The sequence below is a fragment of the Streptomyces sp. NPDC127108 genome (assembly GCF_042677545.1).
Lineage (GTDB): Bacteria > Actinomycetota > Actinomycetes > Streptomycetales > Streptomycetaceae > Streptomyces.
This window is the reverse complement of the sequence record NZ_JBHXTE010000027.1, coordinates 49134-65687: the sequence shown is the minus strand read 5'-3', so window position 1 is coordinate 65687 and position 16554 is coordinate 49134. Positions and strand designations below refer to the sequence as shown.

14 protein-coding genes are annotated in these 16554 nt (G+C 74.3%); 5 read left to right on the top strand and 9 right to left on the bottom strand.

The genetic code is table 11. The annotated features are described in order from the left end of the window. Nucleotides 1-89: 89 nt before the first annotated feature. The 9 genes from ACFVHO_RS23360 to ACFVHO_RS23320 form a co-directional block, all read right to left on the bottom strand. The gene (locus ACFVHO_RS23360) at nt 90-1976 is read right to left on the bottom strand and encodes an ATP-binding cassette domain-containing protein (RefSeq protein ID WP_385717786.1); all 1887 of its coding nucleotides are present in this window, start codon (nt 1974-1976) and stop codon (nt 90-92) included. Between the two features lie 256 nt (nt 1977-2232). Then, a complete protein-coding gene (locus ACFVHO_RS23355; RefSeq protein WP_385717783.1) occupies nt 2233-3198 on the bottom strand; it encodes a DNA-binding protein in 966 nt (321 codons plus the stop codon). Between the two features lie 92 nt (nt 3199-3290). Continuing rightward, nucleotides 3291-4382 (bottom strand): pyridoxal-phosphate dependent enzyme, encoded by a 1092-nt coding sequence (locus tag ACFVHO_RS23350; protein WP_385717781.1) that lies wholly within the window; start codon nt 4380-4382, stop codon nt 3291-3293. Next, nucleotides 4294-5496 (bottom strand): GHMP kinase, encoded by a 1203-nt coding sequence (locus tag ACFVHO_RS23345; protein WP_385717779.1) that lies wholly within the window; start codon nt 5494-5496, stop codon nt 4294-4296. The genes ACFVHO_RS23350 and ACFVHO_RS23345 overlap by 89 nt, the downstream gene beginning before the upstream one ends. Beyond that, complete coding sequence (locus tag ACFVHO_RS23340) at nt 5493-6314, bottom strand: Rossmann-like domain-containing protein (protein WP_385717776.1); 822 nt, start codon at nt 6312-6314, stop codon at nt 5493-5495. The genes ACFVHO_RS23345 and ACFVHO_RS23340 overlap by 4 nt, the downstream gene beginning before the upstream one ends. After that, nucleotides 6311-7078, bottom strand: a complete 768-nt coding sequence (locus ACFVHO_RS23335) for a methyltransferase (RefSeq protein ID WP_385717773.1) — start codon at nt 7076-7078, stop codon at nt 6311-6313. The genes ACFVHO_RS23340 and ACFVHO_RS23335 overlap by 4 nt, the downstream gene beginning before the upstream one ends. Beyond that, a complete protein-coding gene (locus tag ACFVHO_RS23330; protein WP_385717771.1) occupies nt 7078-8043 on the bottom strand; it encodes an ATP-binding cassette domain-containing protein in 966 nt (321 codons plus the stop codon). The genes ACFVHO_RS23335 and ACFVHO_RS23330 overlap by 1 nt, the downstream gene beginning before the upstream one ends. Next, the gene (locus tag ACFVHO_RS23325) at nt 8040-9164 is read right to left on the bottom strand and encodes a FecCD family ABC transporter permease (protein WP_385717769.1); all 1125 of its coding nucleotides are present in this window, start codon (nt 9162-9164) and stop codon (nt 8040-8042) included. The genes ACFVHO_RS23330 and ACFVHO_RS23325 overlap by 4 nt, the downstream gene beginning before the upstream one ends. After that, nucleotides 9154-10191, bottom strand: a complete 1038-nt coding sequence (locus ACFVHO_RS23320; protein WP_385717766.1) for an ABC transporter substrate-binding protein — start codon at nt 10189-10191, stop codon at nt 9154-9156. Before ACFVHO_RS23320 ends, ACFVHO_RS23325 begins: the two co-directional genes overlap by 11 nt. A 226-nt stretch (nt 10192-10417) precedes the next feature. On the opposite strand from ACFVHO_RS23320, the gene ACFVHO_RS23315 reads away from it, so the two are divergent. The 5 genes from ACFVHO_RS23315 (at nt 10418) to ACFVHO_RS23295 (ending at nt 16186) form a co-directional block, all read left to right on the top strand. Continuing rightward, nucleotides 10418-11764 (top strand): MFS transporter, encoded by a 1347-nt coding sequence (locus ACFVHO_RS23315; protein ID WP_385717763.1) that lies wholly within the window; start codon nt 10418-10420, stop codon nt 11762-11764. Continuing rightward, nucleotides 11757-12644, top strand: coding sequence for a TauD/TfdA family dioxygenase (locus ACFVHO_RS23310; protein WP_385717760.1), 888 nt, complete (start codon nt 11757-11759; stop codon nt 12642-12644). Before ACFVHO_RS23315 ends, ACFVHO_RS23310 begins: the two co-directional genes overlap by 8 nt. A 143-nt stretch (nt 12645-12787) precedes the next feature. Next, nucleotides 12788-13183, top strand: coding sequence for a molybdopterin-binding protein (locus ACFVHO_RS23305; RefSeq protein ID WP_385717757.1), 396 nt, complete (start codon nt 12788-12790; stop codon nt 13181-13183). Nucleotides 13184-13213: 30 nt separating this feature from the next. Then, nucleotides 13214-14065 (top strand): molybdate ABC transporter substrate-binding protein, encoded by an 852-nt coding sequence (modA, locus tag ACFVHO_RS23300; protein ID WP_385717754.1) that lies wholly within the window; start codon nt 13214-13216, stop codon nt 14063-14065. Nucleotides 14066-14149: 84 nt separating this feature from the next. Further along, nucleotides 14150-16186 (top strand): ABC transporter permease, encoded by a 2037-nt coding sequence (locus tag ACFVHO_RS23295; protein WP_385717751.1) that lies wholly within the window; start codon nt 14150-14152, stop codon nt 16184-16186. Nucleotides 16187-16554: the final 368 nt, after the last annotated feature.

Here is a 16554-nt window from a genome sequence, read left to right as displayed (position 1 = left end):
ACGTTTCACCTGAAAGGCCCCGCGCCGGGGGACGCGGGGCCTTTCCCGGGGTGTGCCGCACGTCGGCCACGCCGAGGGGCACCCGGCGGCTATCGGTCCTGGGTGAGCGCCAGGAGTTCGGCGAAGGTGCCGCCCGCGTTGACCAGGTCGTCGTAGCGGCCCTGTTCGCTGATGCGGCCCTCTTCCATGAGCACGATGTGGTCGGCGACCTTGGTGTTCTCCAGCCGGTGCGTGACCACGATCGTGATGCGGTCGGCCGCGATCGCCTTGATCTCCTCGAAGATTCCGTGCTCGCCCCGCGGGTCCATCTGGGACGTGGGCTCGTCCAGGATCAGCAGCGACGGACGGCGGTACAGGGCCCGGGAGCAGGCCAGCCGCTGCCATTGGCCTCCCGACAGCTCGGCTCCGCCGAACACCTCCCGGGCGAGGAGCGTGTCCAGGCCGCTCGGCAGTTCCTCGATCGCCTCCCGCATCCCGACCGCGTCGACCGCCTCCCACACCGGCTGGTCGTCGAAGCTGCGCGGCTGGCCCAGCGTGACGTTCTCGCGGGCCCGCAGCGGCCACTGCGCGAAGATCTGCGGAACCAGCCCGGTGCGGTCCCAGACACCGGCGGGCGCGACCTGGGAGAGGTCCGTTCCGTTCCACGTCACCCGCCCTTTGTCGGCGAGGTAGATGCCGGTGATCAGACGGGTGAGCGTGGACTTGCCGGAGCCGTTGACTCCGACGACGGCGAGGATCTCCCCGCGGCGCAGGGTCAGGGAGACGCCGTCGACGGCGGGCTTGCCCCTGCCGGGGTACTGGTAGACGACTTCGTCCAACCGGATCTCGTCCACGGGGTCGTGCACGGTGAGGTCACCTCGCTTGGGCGCGCGGGCGGCGGCGTCGTCGAAGAACGCCTGCATGTCGCTGAGGTAGAGGCTGGTGTGGAACACGGCGGCGCCGTTGACGACGACCTGCGAGAGGGCGGCCAGCGTCGTCTGGACGGCGACCACGGCGGTGGCCGCGACGGCGAGCGCGATCCTTCCCGTCAGCGCGAGCCAGGCGAGGGCGGCCCAGGTCGCGACGAGGAACAGACCGCTCACGAGGGAGGAGAGGAGGGTGATCCGGAGCGTTTGCGGTGCGGCGGACAGGGTGCGTCGGTCGCAGCGGTCCGACAGCGACCGGTACCAGAAGAGCAGGTAGTCGGTCATGCCGTTGGCACGGACTTCGTCCCCGTATTTGGGGGTCGTCGTCCACCACCGCATCATGCCGCGCACATTGCGATCGGCGATGTTCGCGTAGTGGATCCGATAGTCCACACGGGCACTGAGGACCGCGCCCGCACCGGCCGGGAGCACCGCGAGCAGCAGCAGGGGCAGCATCAGCGGGTTCAGCACCGAGAGCACGCCGCTCGCCGTGACCATGCGGACCAGGGCGGACATCAAGCGCTGGGCGTCGTCGACCATCACGCGCGTGCGCATCACCCCCATCTCGGCGGCCTCTTGGCGGTCGGCGAACCCGTCGACGGCGTAGGCCGCGGCCTCGACCCGACAGACGGCCTCCACCAGCGCGGTGTCCGTCTCCGTCGTCAGCTTGGGCGTGATCCGGCGCTCGGCGTACGCGGCCAGAGCGCCCGCGACCCGGGCGAGGGAGCCGGCGCCCGCCACGACCAGGAGCGCGGGCAGCGCCTGATGAAGCCGGTCCGGGACGGTCCCGCCGCTCAGGATCGGCCCCATGGCACGGGCGGTCGCGGTCAGCAGGACCGCGGCGGCGAGGCCGGTGGACAACTGGCAGATCAGGAGGAGCAGCACGGCCTTGCGGTCGACGTTCCACGACATCCTGGCGATGCGGCGAAGGACGTTGGGGAGCTGCGCGCACAGCTTCCGGAAGGACACCTCACCGAGCGGGTTCACGGAGTACTGCCCCGAGTAGCTGATCTCGGCAGGGGGCGGCGGAGGGGGAGCGGGCTGCTGGTCGCGCGTATCTGCTGAGGTCAACTGATCTCCTCTTGCACGGTCGTTGGGGACCTGGCGGCGTCACCCCGGTCAACGACACGAGCGGCGATATCGAACACACGTCTTTGAGACGGGTGCGAATCCGCGGGATGGAGCGAGGAGCGTCGCGTGCGTGGTCCACGGACCCTTGCGCCACGGGGAACGGGCGCCGGTCGAGGTTGGCCGAATCGCCGGTGTCCGAAAGGCCTGTGGCGGATGAGGTTTTCGGTGTGAGGGCAGCCCTCGACTGGCCTCGGGCCTAGCCAGCAGGAGTCGGCGGGAGTGACTCCAGGAGGAACACCGCCGCGTCCCGCACGTACCCCGGGGCGCGGTCGGGGCCGTGCAGGAGGCGGCGCGCGGTGCCCCGCAGGCTCTCGGTGGTGCGCGCCGAGCCGATGGCCGCGGCGCGCGGGGCGAGGTCCGCGACGAGCTGTTCCGCGTCGGTCCACGCCCCGGCGCCGGTCAGGGCGGCCAGGAGGTGGGCCGTGAACAGGTGCCGGTAGGACGGGTCGCCGGGCGCGGTGCCGGCGCGGCGCAGCAGCGGGACGGCGCGGTCGAAGTCCCGCACGCGGGCGGCGACCCAGCCCCGGTGGCCGGTCAGTTCCCGCTCGTCCAGCCACCAGGCCCACGCCGGGTCGTACCGCGAGACGCCGTCCAGGAAGAGGCTGTCGGCCCGGGCCATGAGGTCCGCGGGCTCGCGCCGGGCACCCCGCATCGCCGTCGCGTGCGCCTCGCGGATCAGCACGAGGGCGGCGACGCGCGGCGGCAGCGGGCGGGGGCCCCGGGCCCGGGCGGCGGCCGCGAGGGCGGCCAGGGGACGCCCGGTGTGGGCCAGGAGCATGCTGTCGTTGAGCAGTGTGAGGCGGGCCGTCCAGCGGTCGCCGCACAGTTCGGCGAGGGCGAGCGCGCGGGCGTTCATCCGGTGGGCGGCCCCGTGGTGCCCGGCGTCGAAGAGGATCCACCCGATCACCTCGCACAGCTCCGCGAGCACGGCGAGCCGGTCGCTGCCCGCGCCCGCGAGGGAGGCGGGGGCCGCGGTCGCCTCGGGCACCTCGCGCACGACCGCCCGTACGAGGGGAACGGCGGCGGCCCCGCCCCCGGCGGAGTCCAGGCCGATCAGGCGCCGGGTGACGGCGCGGAGGGCATCGAGGTCAGGCCGGTCACGGGGGTCCCGGATGCCCGTGACCGGATGGGCATGCGGGTGGGCGCCCGCATGCGTGCCCACGCCGACTCCCACACCGCCGCCCACGCCCACGCCGCCCCTCCCCTCCCCGCACCGGCCCCCCGGCCCGCCCCCCCGGCCCGGCCCTCCCTTGATCATGCCAAATCCCGGGTCCGATCCCCGATGGCCGCCCGAGCCGGACCGTGCCCGGTCCCGACCTGCGCCTTCGCCCGGGCGGGTGCCTGCGCCCCGTCCCAGTCCATCCGGGACCAGGGCAGGGCCAGTTCCGCGAGGGACGACACCGTGCGGGGCGCGAGGCCGGTCAGGTCGGCGGCCTCGGCGTGGCGGGCGAAGACCGTGTCGACGTAGCGGTGGCCGGTGTCGGCGGCGATGAACACCGTGGTGCCGCCGGGGACTTGGGCGTGTTCCCAGCGGGCCGCCGCGTAGCTCGCGCCCGTGGACAGGCCCGCGAACACGGCGTGGCGGCGCAGCAGGTCGACGCTCCCGGCGAGGGCGGTGTCGAACGACAGCCAGTGGACGGCGTCGTACGCCGCGTGCGACACGTTGGCGAACGGGATCGAGCTGCCGATCCCCGCGATGATGATCTCCGGGTCGGCCACGTGCTCACTGCCGAACGTGACGCTGCCGAAGGGCTGCACGCCCGTGAGCCGTACCGGGCCCGCGCCGTCCGCGCGCAGGTAGCGGGCGAGGGCGCCGGTCGACGCGCCCGAGCCGACGCCGCCGACCAGCGTGAACGGCGAGCCGTCCGCGGGGGCCGCGGCGCGGACGCGGTCGGCGATCGCGCGGTAGCCGAGATAGTGGATGTCGTCGTGGTACTGCCGCATCCAGTGGTACTCGGGGTGCGCGTCCAGGATCTCCCGCACGCGGGCCACCCGCCGCTTCTGGTCCAGCTTCAGGTCGGAGCTGGGCGGCATCTGCTCCAGGCGCGCGCCCAGGACGGCGAGTTGGGTGCGCAGGGTGCGGTCGACGGTGGTGGAGCCGATGATGTGGCAGCGCATGCCGTAGCGGTGGCAGGCCAGGGCGAGGGCGTACGCGTAGATGCCGCTGGAGCTGTCGAGGAGGGTGTCGCCGCGGCGTACCGCGCCCGTGTCGAGCAGATGGCGGACCGCCGCGAGCGCCGACACGACCTTCATGGTCTCAAAGCGCAGGCAGATGAGCCCCTCGTCGACACGTATCAGGTCGGGGCGGCCGATCGCCTCCGCGATGTGCTCGTCCGTCTCTTCCATGCGGGGGCTCCTCGATGGTGGGTGAACTGGTGCGGGGGGTGGGGGGATGGGGTGAGTGGGGCGGTTGGTGGGGGGTGTGCGGGGTGGCCCCCTGCGACGTCGTCGCGAAGGTGTACGTGGCCGGGATGCCCGCCGCCGCGAGCGCCTGCGAGCAGCGGCGCAGCCGCCCCCGCAGGTCCGGTGCGGCCGGGTCGAACAGCAGGCCCGCCACATTGCCGCTGTGTGCGACCTGGACGCCCACCGCGCCGACCCGGCCCGCGATGGCCGTCAGCTCCCCGAACTCCTCGTGCGGCAGGACCCGTTGGCCGCGCCGCGCGCTCTCCGTCGCGACGTGCCCGAGCAGCACCGGGTCCGCGGTGGCGACGGCCCGCCGCAGCAGGGCGCGCAGCCGCTCGTACGCGCGCACCTCCTCGTCGTCGTACCCGCGCGTCGGCAGCGCCAGGGTGTCCACGGGCCGCCCGCCGCCGAGCGCGCAGCCGACGACGACCGCGGGCGGCAGGGCCGCGCCGAGCTCCTCCAGGACCCGGCCCTCCCGCTGGGCGAAGAGCAGCGGGCGGCCGTCCAGCATCAGCGGGTCCGACGCCCGCTCGGCGCGCACCGCGAGCCGCGCGACGGCCTCCGGCGCGAGGAGCACCCCGAACGCGTCCGCGACCGCGCGCACCGCGGCGATCACATCACTGCTCGACGAGCCCATGCCGAGGCCCACGGGCACGGCGCCCGTCAGCCGCAACTCGCCCCCGCACAACGGCTCCTGACAGTGCGTCGCGCACTCCGCCATCGCGTAGGTGGCGGCCCGCAGCGCCTTGGTGCGGTCGGCGGGCACCACCGTCACGTCCTCGGCCCCCGGGCGGCGTACGAACTCCGCGCGGGTGCCGAGGCCCGGCATCGGCAGGGTGACCAGGCCCGCGCGGTGCCGCCCGCGCTCGTCGAGGAAGACGCCCTGGAGGATCTCGCCGTGGTGGCAGGCGGCGTGACCGGTGCCGGTGCCGGTGCCGGTGCTGGTGCCGGTGCCGTCGACCGTGCTCGTGCTCCTGCTGGTGCTGGTGGCCGTACCGGTGCGGGAGTCCGTGCGCGTGCCCGCGCCCACGCCGTCCTGCGGCGCCCCGGCCGTCACGACCCGCCCTTCGCGCGCGGCTGTGCCCGGTACCGGTACAGCGCCGTCGGCTCGGCGCTGAACTGGGAGAACGGGAACGGCTCCGCGGACAGCGCGGTCACCCCCGCGCCCAGGAACGCCCGGGCCACCGCGCTGCCCGACTGCGCGTACACGATCAGCGGCACGCCGCGCTCGCGGCAGCGGGCGAGGATCGTGTCGAAGGTGCCGTTGCTGAGGGTCATGCCGGTGGCCACGACGGCGTCGGCCGCGGCGAGCACCTCGTGCATGTCGTCGCTGACGGGGTCGCCCCACTGGGTCGTGCGCAGGTTGAGGTCGCAGGGCAGCGGGTCGCCGCCGCGCTCGCGGATCGCCGCGACCAGCGGGTTGACGACGCCGATGAGCGCGACCTTGGCGCCGGGCGCGATGTCGAGGAGGCCCGCGATGGCGGTGTCCCGCGCCACCGCGCGGACCTCCGGCGGCCCGGCGGGCAGCGTCACGGGCTCGGCGCCGGGGGCCTCCCGGTGCGGCGAGACGGCGGCCAGGTAGGCGTCGAGCGCGGCCGTCCGCAGCGCCCGCGGCGCCTCGCGGAGCAGCGTGGCCAGCGAACTGCCGGACGCGTCCCGGCAGATGGCCGGGTCGATCTCGCCCGCCTCGAAGGCGCAGCCGCCGAAGGCGCCGCCGACGCGCACGAGGACGTACTGGTTGAGGTAGGTGACGTCACCGCCCGCGAGGCGCGTGCCGTGGTGGATCCAGAACACGCTGGTGGCCGTCAACTCGGCCGGATCGGGGCCGAGTTCACCGGCGAGGACGGCGGAGAGGAGTTCGTCGACGGTCTTCACGCGAGGCCTCCGCGGATGGGCTGGGAAACGGGCCGGGAAACGAGCTGGAACTTGAGGAGGTACGTCAGGACGCCGTCCTGCCAGTCGTGCAGGTGGTCGACCTCCGCCGTGAAGCCCCTGGCCAGCGCGTCCCCGACGATGGCGCGCAGGTCGGCGGTGTTCGACACGATCACGTACACCTCGCCGCCCGGCGCGAGGAGGTCCCGCTCGGCGAGCTGCGCGAAGAACCGCGCGAGCAGCGGCGCCCCCACGCACACGTTCCGTACGACGTCGGGGTCCTCGCTGACCGGCTGGCTGACCGCGGGCGGGTTGAACGTCACGACGTCGAGCCGGACGCCCGCGGGCAGCGCGTCGAAGACGTCGCCGACGACCGGGACGAGCCGGGTTCCGGGGCGCTCGCCGACCAGGCGGGCGTAGTGCCGGGCCGTCGTGGCGACGCTCTCGGGGTGCACGTCGAGCGCGTAGATCTCACGGGCCCCGCGCACCCCCGCCGCCACCGCCTCCACGCCGAGCCCCGCGCCCATCGCCGCGTACCGGCGAAAGCGCGTCTCGATGCGGCCGTCGAGCAGCCGCTCGTGGACGAGGCGGCTGGTCCAGCCCGGTATGAACACGCCGGGCGGCACGTCGAAGGACCAGCCGTTCCAGGTGTAGGAGCGGGGGGTGTGCAGGTCCGCCTTGGGCTGGTTGAGGGCGATGACGCGCGCGGCGGGCAGCGGCGGCGGCAACTGGTCGAGCAGGGCGGCACCGGTGGCCGTGCTGTCCATCAGGTCTCCTTCGGGGTGGGGGAGTCGGCGGGTTCGGGGGCGGGGGCGTGGGCGTGGCCGCCCGTGGGGACGGGGGTGCCCGGGTCTGTGGTGACGGCGGGTGCGGGGGTGCCCGGGTCCGAGGCGACGGCGGACGCGGATGTGCCCGGGTCCGAGGCGACGGCGGGCGCAGGGGTGCCCGGATCCGCGGTGACGGAGGGCGCGGCGACGCCCCGGTACGTGACCGCGAGGTGCCCCAGCGCGTCCGGGCCGGTCACCGCGTCCACCTCGAACACCTCGGCGACGAGCCGTGGCGTCAGGACGTCCCGCGGCGGGCCGTCGGCGACGAGGCGGCCGCCGTGCATCAGGAGCAGCCGGTCGCAGTACCGGGCGGCGAGGGACAGGTCGTGCAGCGCGACCAGGACCGTCTGGTCGGTGGCCGCGAGCAGCCCGAGCAGCTCCAACTGGTGCTTCACGTCGAGGTGGTTGGTCGGCTCGTCGAGCAGGATCGCGTACGGCTGCTGGGCCAGGGCCCGCGCGATGTGGGCGCGCTGGCGTTCGCCGCCCGACAGCGCCTTCCAGGGGCGCTCGCGCAGCTCGGTGAGGCCGAGGCGGTCGAGGGCCGCGGCCACGACGGCCCGGTCCCGCGCGCCGAAGCCGCGCCAGCGGTCGCCGAAGGGCGTACGGCCGAGGGTCACCACGTCGACGACCCGCAGGTCGCTGTCGGTGTCGGCGGCCTGCTCCACGAACGCCACATGGCGGGCGATCCGGCGCGCGCTCCACGTCCGGATCGGCTCCTTGTCGTACGAGACCGAGCCGGACGTCGGGGTGCGCAGCCCCGCGAGACAGCGCAGGAGGGTGGACTTGCCGGAGCCGTTGGGGCCGATCAGGCCGACCGTCTCGCCCGGCGCGATGTCCAGGCCGACGCCGTCGACGACGCGTTTGCCCGCCACGGACCAGCCGAGGTCTTCGGCGGTGATCCTCACAGTTCCCCCCGCTTGCGCAGGACCAGCAGGAACAGCGGCACGCCGAGCAGCGCCGTGAACACCCCGACGGGCACCTCCTGCGGTGCGAACGCGACCCGCGCGAGCGCGTCCGTCCACACCAGGAACACCGCGCCGACCAGCGCCGACAGCGGAAGCAGCGTCCGGTGCGGCGGCCCGACGAGGAACCGCACGCCGTGCGGCACGATCAGTCCGACGAACCCGATGGCGCCCACGGACGCCACGGCCACCGCCGTCATCAGGGACGTCACGACGAGCAGCACCCAGCGCGTCCTGCGGACGTCCACACCGAGCGACGACGCCGTGTCCGTACCGAACGAGAACCCGTCCAGGGCGGCCGAGTTGAGCCACAGGACGAGCAGCCCCGCCGCCGTCACCGCCGCGGTCACCGCCGTCGTGTCCCAGCGCGCCGGGGCCATCGAGCCGAGCAGCCACTGCGTGATCGCCCGGATCGCCTCGGAGTCGCCGGACGCCATCAGGACGAGCGAGGTCAGCGCCGTGAAGAGCTGCGAGACGACCACACCGGTGAGGACCACCCGGACCGAGTCCAGGCCGCCCTTCCTGAGCAGCAGCATCAGCAGCCCGAACGACACCATCGCGCCCACGAACGCGCCGCCGGTCACCCCGAGCGAGGCGGACCCGACGCCGAGCACGACCACCGCGACCGCGCCCGTCGACGCCCCCGAGGAGATGCCGAGCAGATACGGGTCGGCGAGCGCGTTGCGCGTGATCGCCTGGAGCGCCGCGCCGCACACCGCGAGCGAGGCCCCCACCAGCGCCGCCATCACCACCCGCGGCACCCGCAGCTCCCAGATGAGCGAGTCCACCAGGCGCGGCAACGGCTCGACGTCCAGGCCCAGATGGAACCCGGCCGTGCGCACCACGTCGGCGTACGACACGTCGGTGGTGCCGATCCGGATGGACGCCACGAGGGAGACGGCGAGAGCGAGGCCGGTCAGGACGTAGAGGGTCGCCGCCGAGGGGGCGGACAGACGCGCGCGGCGCGCCGTCCGCTCCGGGGCCGGGTCCGCCGGAAGCGGCTCGGCCGCGGTGTCCCGGGCCGAGGGGTGCAGCAGGTCCGGGGCGCCCGGGCTAGCGGGCATACCCGAGGTCCTTCATCCCGGCCGTGAGGCGCGGCAGCGCGCCGACCGTGCGGACGGACGGGTCCATCTCCGTGCCCGGGATCTCGATGAACCGCTTCTTCTCGACGGCGTCGAGCTTCGCCGTCACCGGGTTCGCGCGGATCGCCTTGAGCTTGTCGGCCGCGCTGTCGCCGGGCTTGCCGCGCTCCGACAGATCGCCGATCACGATGAAGTCCGGGTCGCGCTCGGCGATCTGCTCCCAGGTGACGGTCGGCCAGTCCTCGTCGATGTCGTCGAAGGCGTTCTTCGCGCCGACGGTCCTGCTCATCTCGCTGGGGATCGCGCTCTTGCCCGCGACGTACGGGGTGTCGCCGTAGACGGAGTACAGCCAGACGACGGTGGGTTCGCCCTTGACCCGGTCCTTGGTCCTCGCCGCCTCGGTGAGCGTGGCCCGCTGCTTCTCGATCAGCTTCGCGGCGCGCTTCTCGACGCCGAAGATCCGGCCGAGGTCCCGGTAGTCCTGGAAGAGCAGCTCGAAGGGCGTCCTGGTCTTCTGCCCCGACCCGGCGGCGTTCTGCTTCGGGCAGTCCACGGCGCTCACGAACGACGGCAGGCCGAGGCCGGCGAGTTCCCCGCGGGTGCCGACGCGGTCCTTGGTGAAGTAGTCGGTGAAGCCGCCGATGGTGAAGTCCGGGGTCGCGGCGCGCAGTTGCTCGCTCGTGAGGATCTTCGGGCTGAGCGCGTCGACCGTGTCGTACGCCTTCTTGTACTCGGGCGCGATCTTCGTCTTCAGGTTGGACGTGCCCGCCATGCGGTCCTGGAGGCCGAGTTCGAGCAGCACCTCGGTGGAGGACTGGTCGAGGGCGACGGTGCGCTCGGGCGGCCCGTCGAAGCTGAGCTTCCGGCCGCAGCTCGTGACGGTCGTCTCCCGGCCGCCCGCCCTGTCGTCCGACGCGGAGCCGCCGCCGTCGGATGACGAACAGCCGACGGCCGTGAGGGCGAGCGTGAGGGCGGCTATGCCGAAGCGGGCGGGGTGGCGGTGACGCATGGGACCTCCGGTCTCGGGTGGGACGCGATAAGGGTACTGTAATGGCAATCATTTTCATTAGTGGGTCCCGGGGTGACTTCCGTCGTTCGACGACGCGTCACCGGCCCTCCGCAACTGCCTCTCTTCGCAGGTGAGTTGGGTGTCCTTCCCGGGCCGCATAACGATTTCGAGATCCGTACGAGGCCGTGGGAGGCCCGGGCGGACCATCAGGAGAGGAGTGCGTGACGTGGCGACTACGCCGATACGGACGGGGGCCGACGAGGCCCAGGAGGGCGACGGGGCCGAGGGCGCGGCCCGGGGGCCCGGGGTGCTGCGGGACCTGGCCTTCCTGCGGCTCTGGTGCGGGACCACCGCGTCCGGGCTCGCGACCTGGGCGCTGCCCTTCGTCCTCGGGCTCGCCGTCCTCGACCGGACCATCGGCGCGGCGACGCTCGGCCTGCTGCTCGCCGCCCGTACCGCGGGCTTCCTCGTGGCCGTCGCCGTCGGCGGGGTCCTCGCCGACCGGTACTCGCGGCGCGGCGTCGTCCTCTGGGCGGGCCTCGCCGCCGCGGCCGCGACCCCGCTGCTCGCCCTGGGCCTCGGACGTTCCCTCCCGCTGATGCTCGCCGCCGCCGTGGTCGCGGGCGCGGGCCAGGGCGCGTGCCGCCCCGCCTTCCAGGCGCTCACCGCCGAAGTCGTCGACGAGGACCGACGGCAGGCGGCCAACGCCGCGATGACCCTGTCCGTACGGGCCACCACGCTCGCGGGACCCTCCCTGACGGCGCTGCTCGCCGTCGCCCTCGACACCTGGACGCTGCTGCTCGGGATCGGGGTGCTGTGGCTGGTGGCGGCGCTGATGCCGGGGCCCGGGGCGGGGCGGCGGGGGGCCGCCGAGGCCGACGGCGCGGACGCCGACGGAGTGGGGGAGAGCGAGGGCGCCCGTCGACGGCCCTCGTTCCTCGCGGAGTTCGCCGAGGGGCTGCGGGAGGCGCGCCGCCACCCCTGGTTCCTCGCCGGGCTCGGCGCGCTCACCGTCGTCATCAGCACCGGCTACTCGGCGACCGGCGTCGCGCTCCCGCTGGTCAGCCGTGACAAGTACGACACCGGCTTCGTCCTCGCCGCCGCCATGACCGCGTACACGCTGGGCGCGCTCGGCGGGGCCGTCGTCGTCGCGCGCTGGCGCCCCCGCGCGCAGGGCTGGGCCGCGCTCGCGGGCCTCGGCCTGTACGGCTTCGCGCCGCTGAGCCTGCTGCTTCCCGTGCACTGGGCGGTCGTCGTGGCCGCGTACGCGGTGGCGGGGATCGGCATCGAACTGTTCAACGTGCCCTGGTTCACGGCGACGCAGCGCGAGGTGGCCCCCGACAAGCTGGCCCGCGTCTCGTCCCTCGACTTCATGCTGTCCTACGGCCTCGCGCCCGCCGGACTCGCCCTGATCGCCCCCGCCATCGAGCAGTTCGGGCCCCGGCCCGTGCTCGCGGTGTGCGCGGTGCTGTGCTTCGCGGCGCCCGCGGCGGCGGCGCTGGTGCCGAGCGCGCGCGGTTTCTCGCGGCAGGAGCCGGGTGCGGGGCGCGAGGGAGGCGTACGGGATGAGTGACTCCCTGCCGGACGTGGATCACCTCCCGGACGTGGCTCACCTGGCGGACGCGGATCACCTGCGGGACGTGGATCACCCGGTGGGCGCGGATCGGCTGACGGGCGGCGATCATCCTGTGGCCGCCGCCCCCGGCTGCGGCATCGTGCCGCCCCGCGTCCCGCCCGAGCGCGTCGACGAGGCCCCCGCGCTGCTCGCCGAGCACGGCGCCGTCGTGCTGTCCGCGTACGGCACCGGCGGCGCCGACCCCCTCACGCTCGCCGCCGCGCGGGTGCTCGGCGCCCGGCTGCGCGAGCTGTACCCGCAGCGGCTGCGGACCTCGCGGGACGGCGGCCCCGTCCACCTGCACGCGGACAGCTTCGACGTGTCGGTGGACGTGGGCGGCGTACCCAGCAGACGCCGCCACCCCGACGAGGACTACGTCTTCGTGCGCTGCGTGCGCCCCGCCCCGTCCGGCGGGCACTCCTTCGCGCTCGACGCGGGCCGGTTCGTGGACGGCCTCGCGGCGGCCGACCCCGGTCTCGCGGAGTTCCTGACCGGGTACGACGTGGATCTGTACGGGGCGTGGGCGGGCCTGCGCGGGCTGCCCGCGACACCGCGCGTCGGCCGGCACGTGGAGTGGACCCGCACCGGGCGCCGGATCCTGCGGCGCACCGACGGCGCGGTGCCCCTGCACCGGGATCCGGAGGCGGAGCACGTCACCGCACTCCTGGACCGCTTCACGCGGACCGTGCACGGCCTCGAAGGCGCGCTGCCGCGGTTCCGCCTCGACGCGGGCGACATCCTCGTCCTCGACAACTACCGGTGCTGGCACGGGCGGGACGGGCACACGGGGGAGCGGACGGTGCGGATCCTGACGGTACGGAGCACGGAGGCGCGGTGACGGGGCCCCGGGACCGCGGTCCGGACCGCGCTCCCGGGCCGCCTTGGCGCTTCGTCCAGCCGGTGGAACGCCCCCTCGCATCTGCGATGTAGGTTCGCCCGAACTTTTACAACTGCCAGGCAAACGGGCTTATCGTGCTGCACATGCAGTCCTACACCATCGGTCAGGCCGCCCGGCTCCTCGGCGTCAGCCCCGACACCGCCCGTCGCTGGGCGGACGCGGGGCGGGTCGTCACACGCCGGGACGACGCCGGGCGCCGCGTCGTCGACGGCCGCGACCTGGCGGCGTTCTCCGTGGAGCTGGCCCAGGCGGGCGCCACCGAGGACGAGGACACGTACACGTCCGCGCGCAACGCCTTCCCCGGCATCGTCACCGCCGTGAAGCTCGGCGACGTGGCCGCGCAGGTCGAGATCCAGGCGGGCCCGCACCGCCTGGTCTCGCTGCTCACCCGCGAGGCGGTGGAGGAACTGGGCCTGGAGGTCGGCATGGAGGCCACCGCCCGGGTGAAGTCCACCAGCGTGCACATCGACCGCGTCTGAACCCGCTCACGCACCCCAGGAGTCCCGCGCATGTCCCCCGTTTCCCCTGCCTCGCTCGTCTCCCGCGCCGTACGCTCCCGGCGGACCCGCCGCCGTGCGGCCGCCGCGGTCGCGGCCACCGCACTGCTCCTCCCGCTCGCCGCCTGCGGTGACGACGGCGACGGCGGCAGCAAGAAGGACAAGGGCGGCAAGGGCGGCAAGACCGGAGCCGCGCCCAAGGCCGACCTGACCGTGCTCGCCGCCGCCTCGCTCACCGACGTGTTCAAGACCGTCGAGACCAAGTACGAGGAGCAGAACCCGGGCACGAAGCTCACCTTCTCCTTCGCCGGGTCGCAGGAGCTGGCCGCGCAGGTCAAGCAGGGCTCGCCCGCCGACGCCCTCGTCACCGCCGACACCAAGACCATGGACGGCCTGAAGTCCGACGTCGGCTCGCCGAGCATCATCGCCAAGAACCGCCTCGTCATCGCCACCCGCGACGGCAACCCCAAGAAGATCAAGAGCCTCGAGGACCTCACCGACAGCGGTCTGAAGGTCGTGCTCGCCGCCCCCGAGGTGCCCGTCGGGCGCTACAGCCAGCAGGTCCTCGACGCCCAGAAGCTCAAGGTCAAGCCCGTCTCGCAGGAGACGAGCGTGCGGGGCGTGCTCAGCAAGGTCGAGCTGGGCGAGGCCGACGCGGGCATCGTCTACAAGACCGACGCCGCGACCGCCCCCGACAAGGTCGACGCCGTCACCATCCCCGACGCGCAGAACGCCGTGGCCTCCTACCCGGCCGCCACGCTCAAGGAGTCCGGGCACAAGGAGGCCGCGGAGGCGTTCGTGAAGTGGCTGACCACGCCCGAAGCGCAGAAGATCCTTCAGGACGCGGGCTTCCAGAAGCCGTGACCCGGCCCGGGCCCCGGCCCGTGAACCGCTGACCCTTTCCGGTCCGCTCCCTCCCCCCGTTCCGCCCCGTACGTCAGGACCTCGATGAACCGCTTCCGCAGCCGACCGAGGCCGGGCGGGGGCCGCGTCCGCGCGCCGTTCGTGCTCGCGGTGCCGGCGCTGCTCGCCGTCGCGTTCCTGCTGATGCCCCTCGTCGGGGTCCTGGCCCGTACGGAGTGGGGGCAGCTCGGCGACCACCTGAGCAGCCCCGGGGTGACCGAGGCGCTCAAGCTGTCGCTCATCGTGTCCTTCTGGACGCTCGGGCTCTCCCTGCTGCTCGGCGTGCCGCTGGCCTGGCTGCTCGCGCGGGCCCCGTTCCCCGGCAAGGCGCTGGTCCGGTCCCTCGTCCTGCTGCCGATGGTGCTCCCGCCGACCGTCGGCGGGGTCGCGCTCCTCCTCGGCTTCGGACGGCGCGGGCTGCTCGGGCCCTGGCTCGAGGACACCTTCGGCATCGTCCTGCCCTTCCACACCTCCGGCGCCGTCGTCGCGGCGACGTTCGTCTCCATGCCGTTCCTCGTCATCAGCCTGGAAGGCGCGATCGCCGGGCTGCGGCCCAGCTACGAGGAGACGGCCGCGTCCCTCGGAGCGTCCCCGGCGCGGGTGTTCCGCACCGTCACCCTGCCCATGGTCGCGCCCGGCCTCGCCGCCGGGGCCGCGCTGACCTGGGCGCGGGCGCTCGGCGAGTTCGGCGCGACGATCACGTTCGCGGGGAACCTGCCCGGGACGACACAGACCCTCCCGCTCCAGGTGTACCTGCTCCTCCAGGACTCACCGGAGGCGGCCACATCGGTGTCCCTGCTGCTGCTCGCCATCGCGATGGCGGTGCTTGTGGCGTTGCGGGGGCGGTGGACCGGGGGAGGCGGGGCCGCGGGAGCGGGCGGGGGGAGGAAGACCGTCGGGGACGGGGGCGGGGACGATCTGGACGATCTGGACGAGGGGGGTGTCGGCGGGGCGCGTGGCGATGGTGTACGTGGTCCGGGTGTCGATTCCGTACGGGATCCGCTCGCCGTCGGACCCCTCGCCGAGGTGGACGAATCCAGCGGGAGTTGGGCGCTGCACGCCGACGTCACCGGGTTCACCCGCCTCACCCTCGACGCCGGACCCGGCACCACCATCGCCGTCGTCGGGCCCAACGGCGCGGGCAAGACCACCCTCCTGCGCGCCCTCCTCGGCCTGACCCCCCGCGCCCACGCCGACCTGCGCCTCGGCGACGTCGACGTCACCGCGCTTCCGCCGCACCGGCGGGGAGTCGCCTGGGTGCCCCAGGACGGCGCCCTCTTCCCGCACCTGACCGCCCTCGGCAACACGGCCTACGGGCTGCGGGCCCAGGGCGTACCCCGGTCCGAGGCCCGGCGGGCCGCGCAGGCGTGGCTCGACCGGCTCGGCGTCGGGCACCTCGCCCACCGCAGGCCCGCGCAGCTGTCCGGCGGGCAGGCCGGGCGGGTGGCCCTCGCCCGGGCCCTCGCCGCGCGGCCTCGGCTGCTGCTCCTCGACGAGCCGCTGGCCGCGCTCGACCAGACGACGCGGGCGTCCGTCCGGCACACCCTGCGGGGGCACCTCGACGGCTTCGGAGGCGTCTGCCTCATCGTCACGCACGACCCCGTCGAGGCCGTGTCCCTCGCCGACCGGGTCCTCGTGCTCGACGAGGGGCGCGCCCTGCAGGACGCGGCGCCCGCCGAGGTCACCCGGCATCCGCGTTCGCCCTGGGTGGCCCGGATGCTCGGGCGCAACGCGTGGCCTGGCACGGTGGCCTCCGACGGTACGCTCGCCCTGGCCGGGGCGGGGCGGCTCGTGGTCGCCGACCCCCTCGACGCCGGGGTGCGGGCGTTGGCCGTCATCGCCCCCGAGGCGGTGTCCGTCCACCGGGAGAAGCCCGCGGGGAGTCCGCGCAACGTGTGGGCCGGGACCGTGCGCGAGATCACCACGGCCGGGAGCCGCCTCCGGGTCCTCGTCACGTCCCCGGACGCGCCCGACCTCGTCGCCGAGATCACCCCTGCCGCCGCGGCCGAACTCGCCCTGGCGGACGGGGCCCCCGTCTGGACGAGCGTGAAGGCGACCGAGGTGTCCGTGGTCCCCCTCTGACCACCAACGCACCCCCGAATCGGCGCTCCGCGCCTCGCCCTCAAACGCCGGACAGGCTTTTCCCCACCCACCCGCCCCAACCATCCGTTCGGACCGAGCAGTCGGCACTGCCTGCCCGGCCAGCCGACGATATTCCAGCCCGTCGTGGGGGTCCCCCTGCTCTTTAAGAGCTTGGGGGAGTTTGAGGACGAGGCCGCAGGCCGATCGGGGCAACCCGGTTCGGGGCTGATGGTGCCGGGCTGTTGGGCTGCTGGTGCAAGTTTGGGCGGGTGGGTGGGAGAGAGCCCGTCCGGCGATTGAGGACGAGGCGCGGAGCGCCGATTCGGGGGCGGGCTGTCCCACCCGAAGGGGACACCCACCCCCGGGCG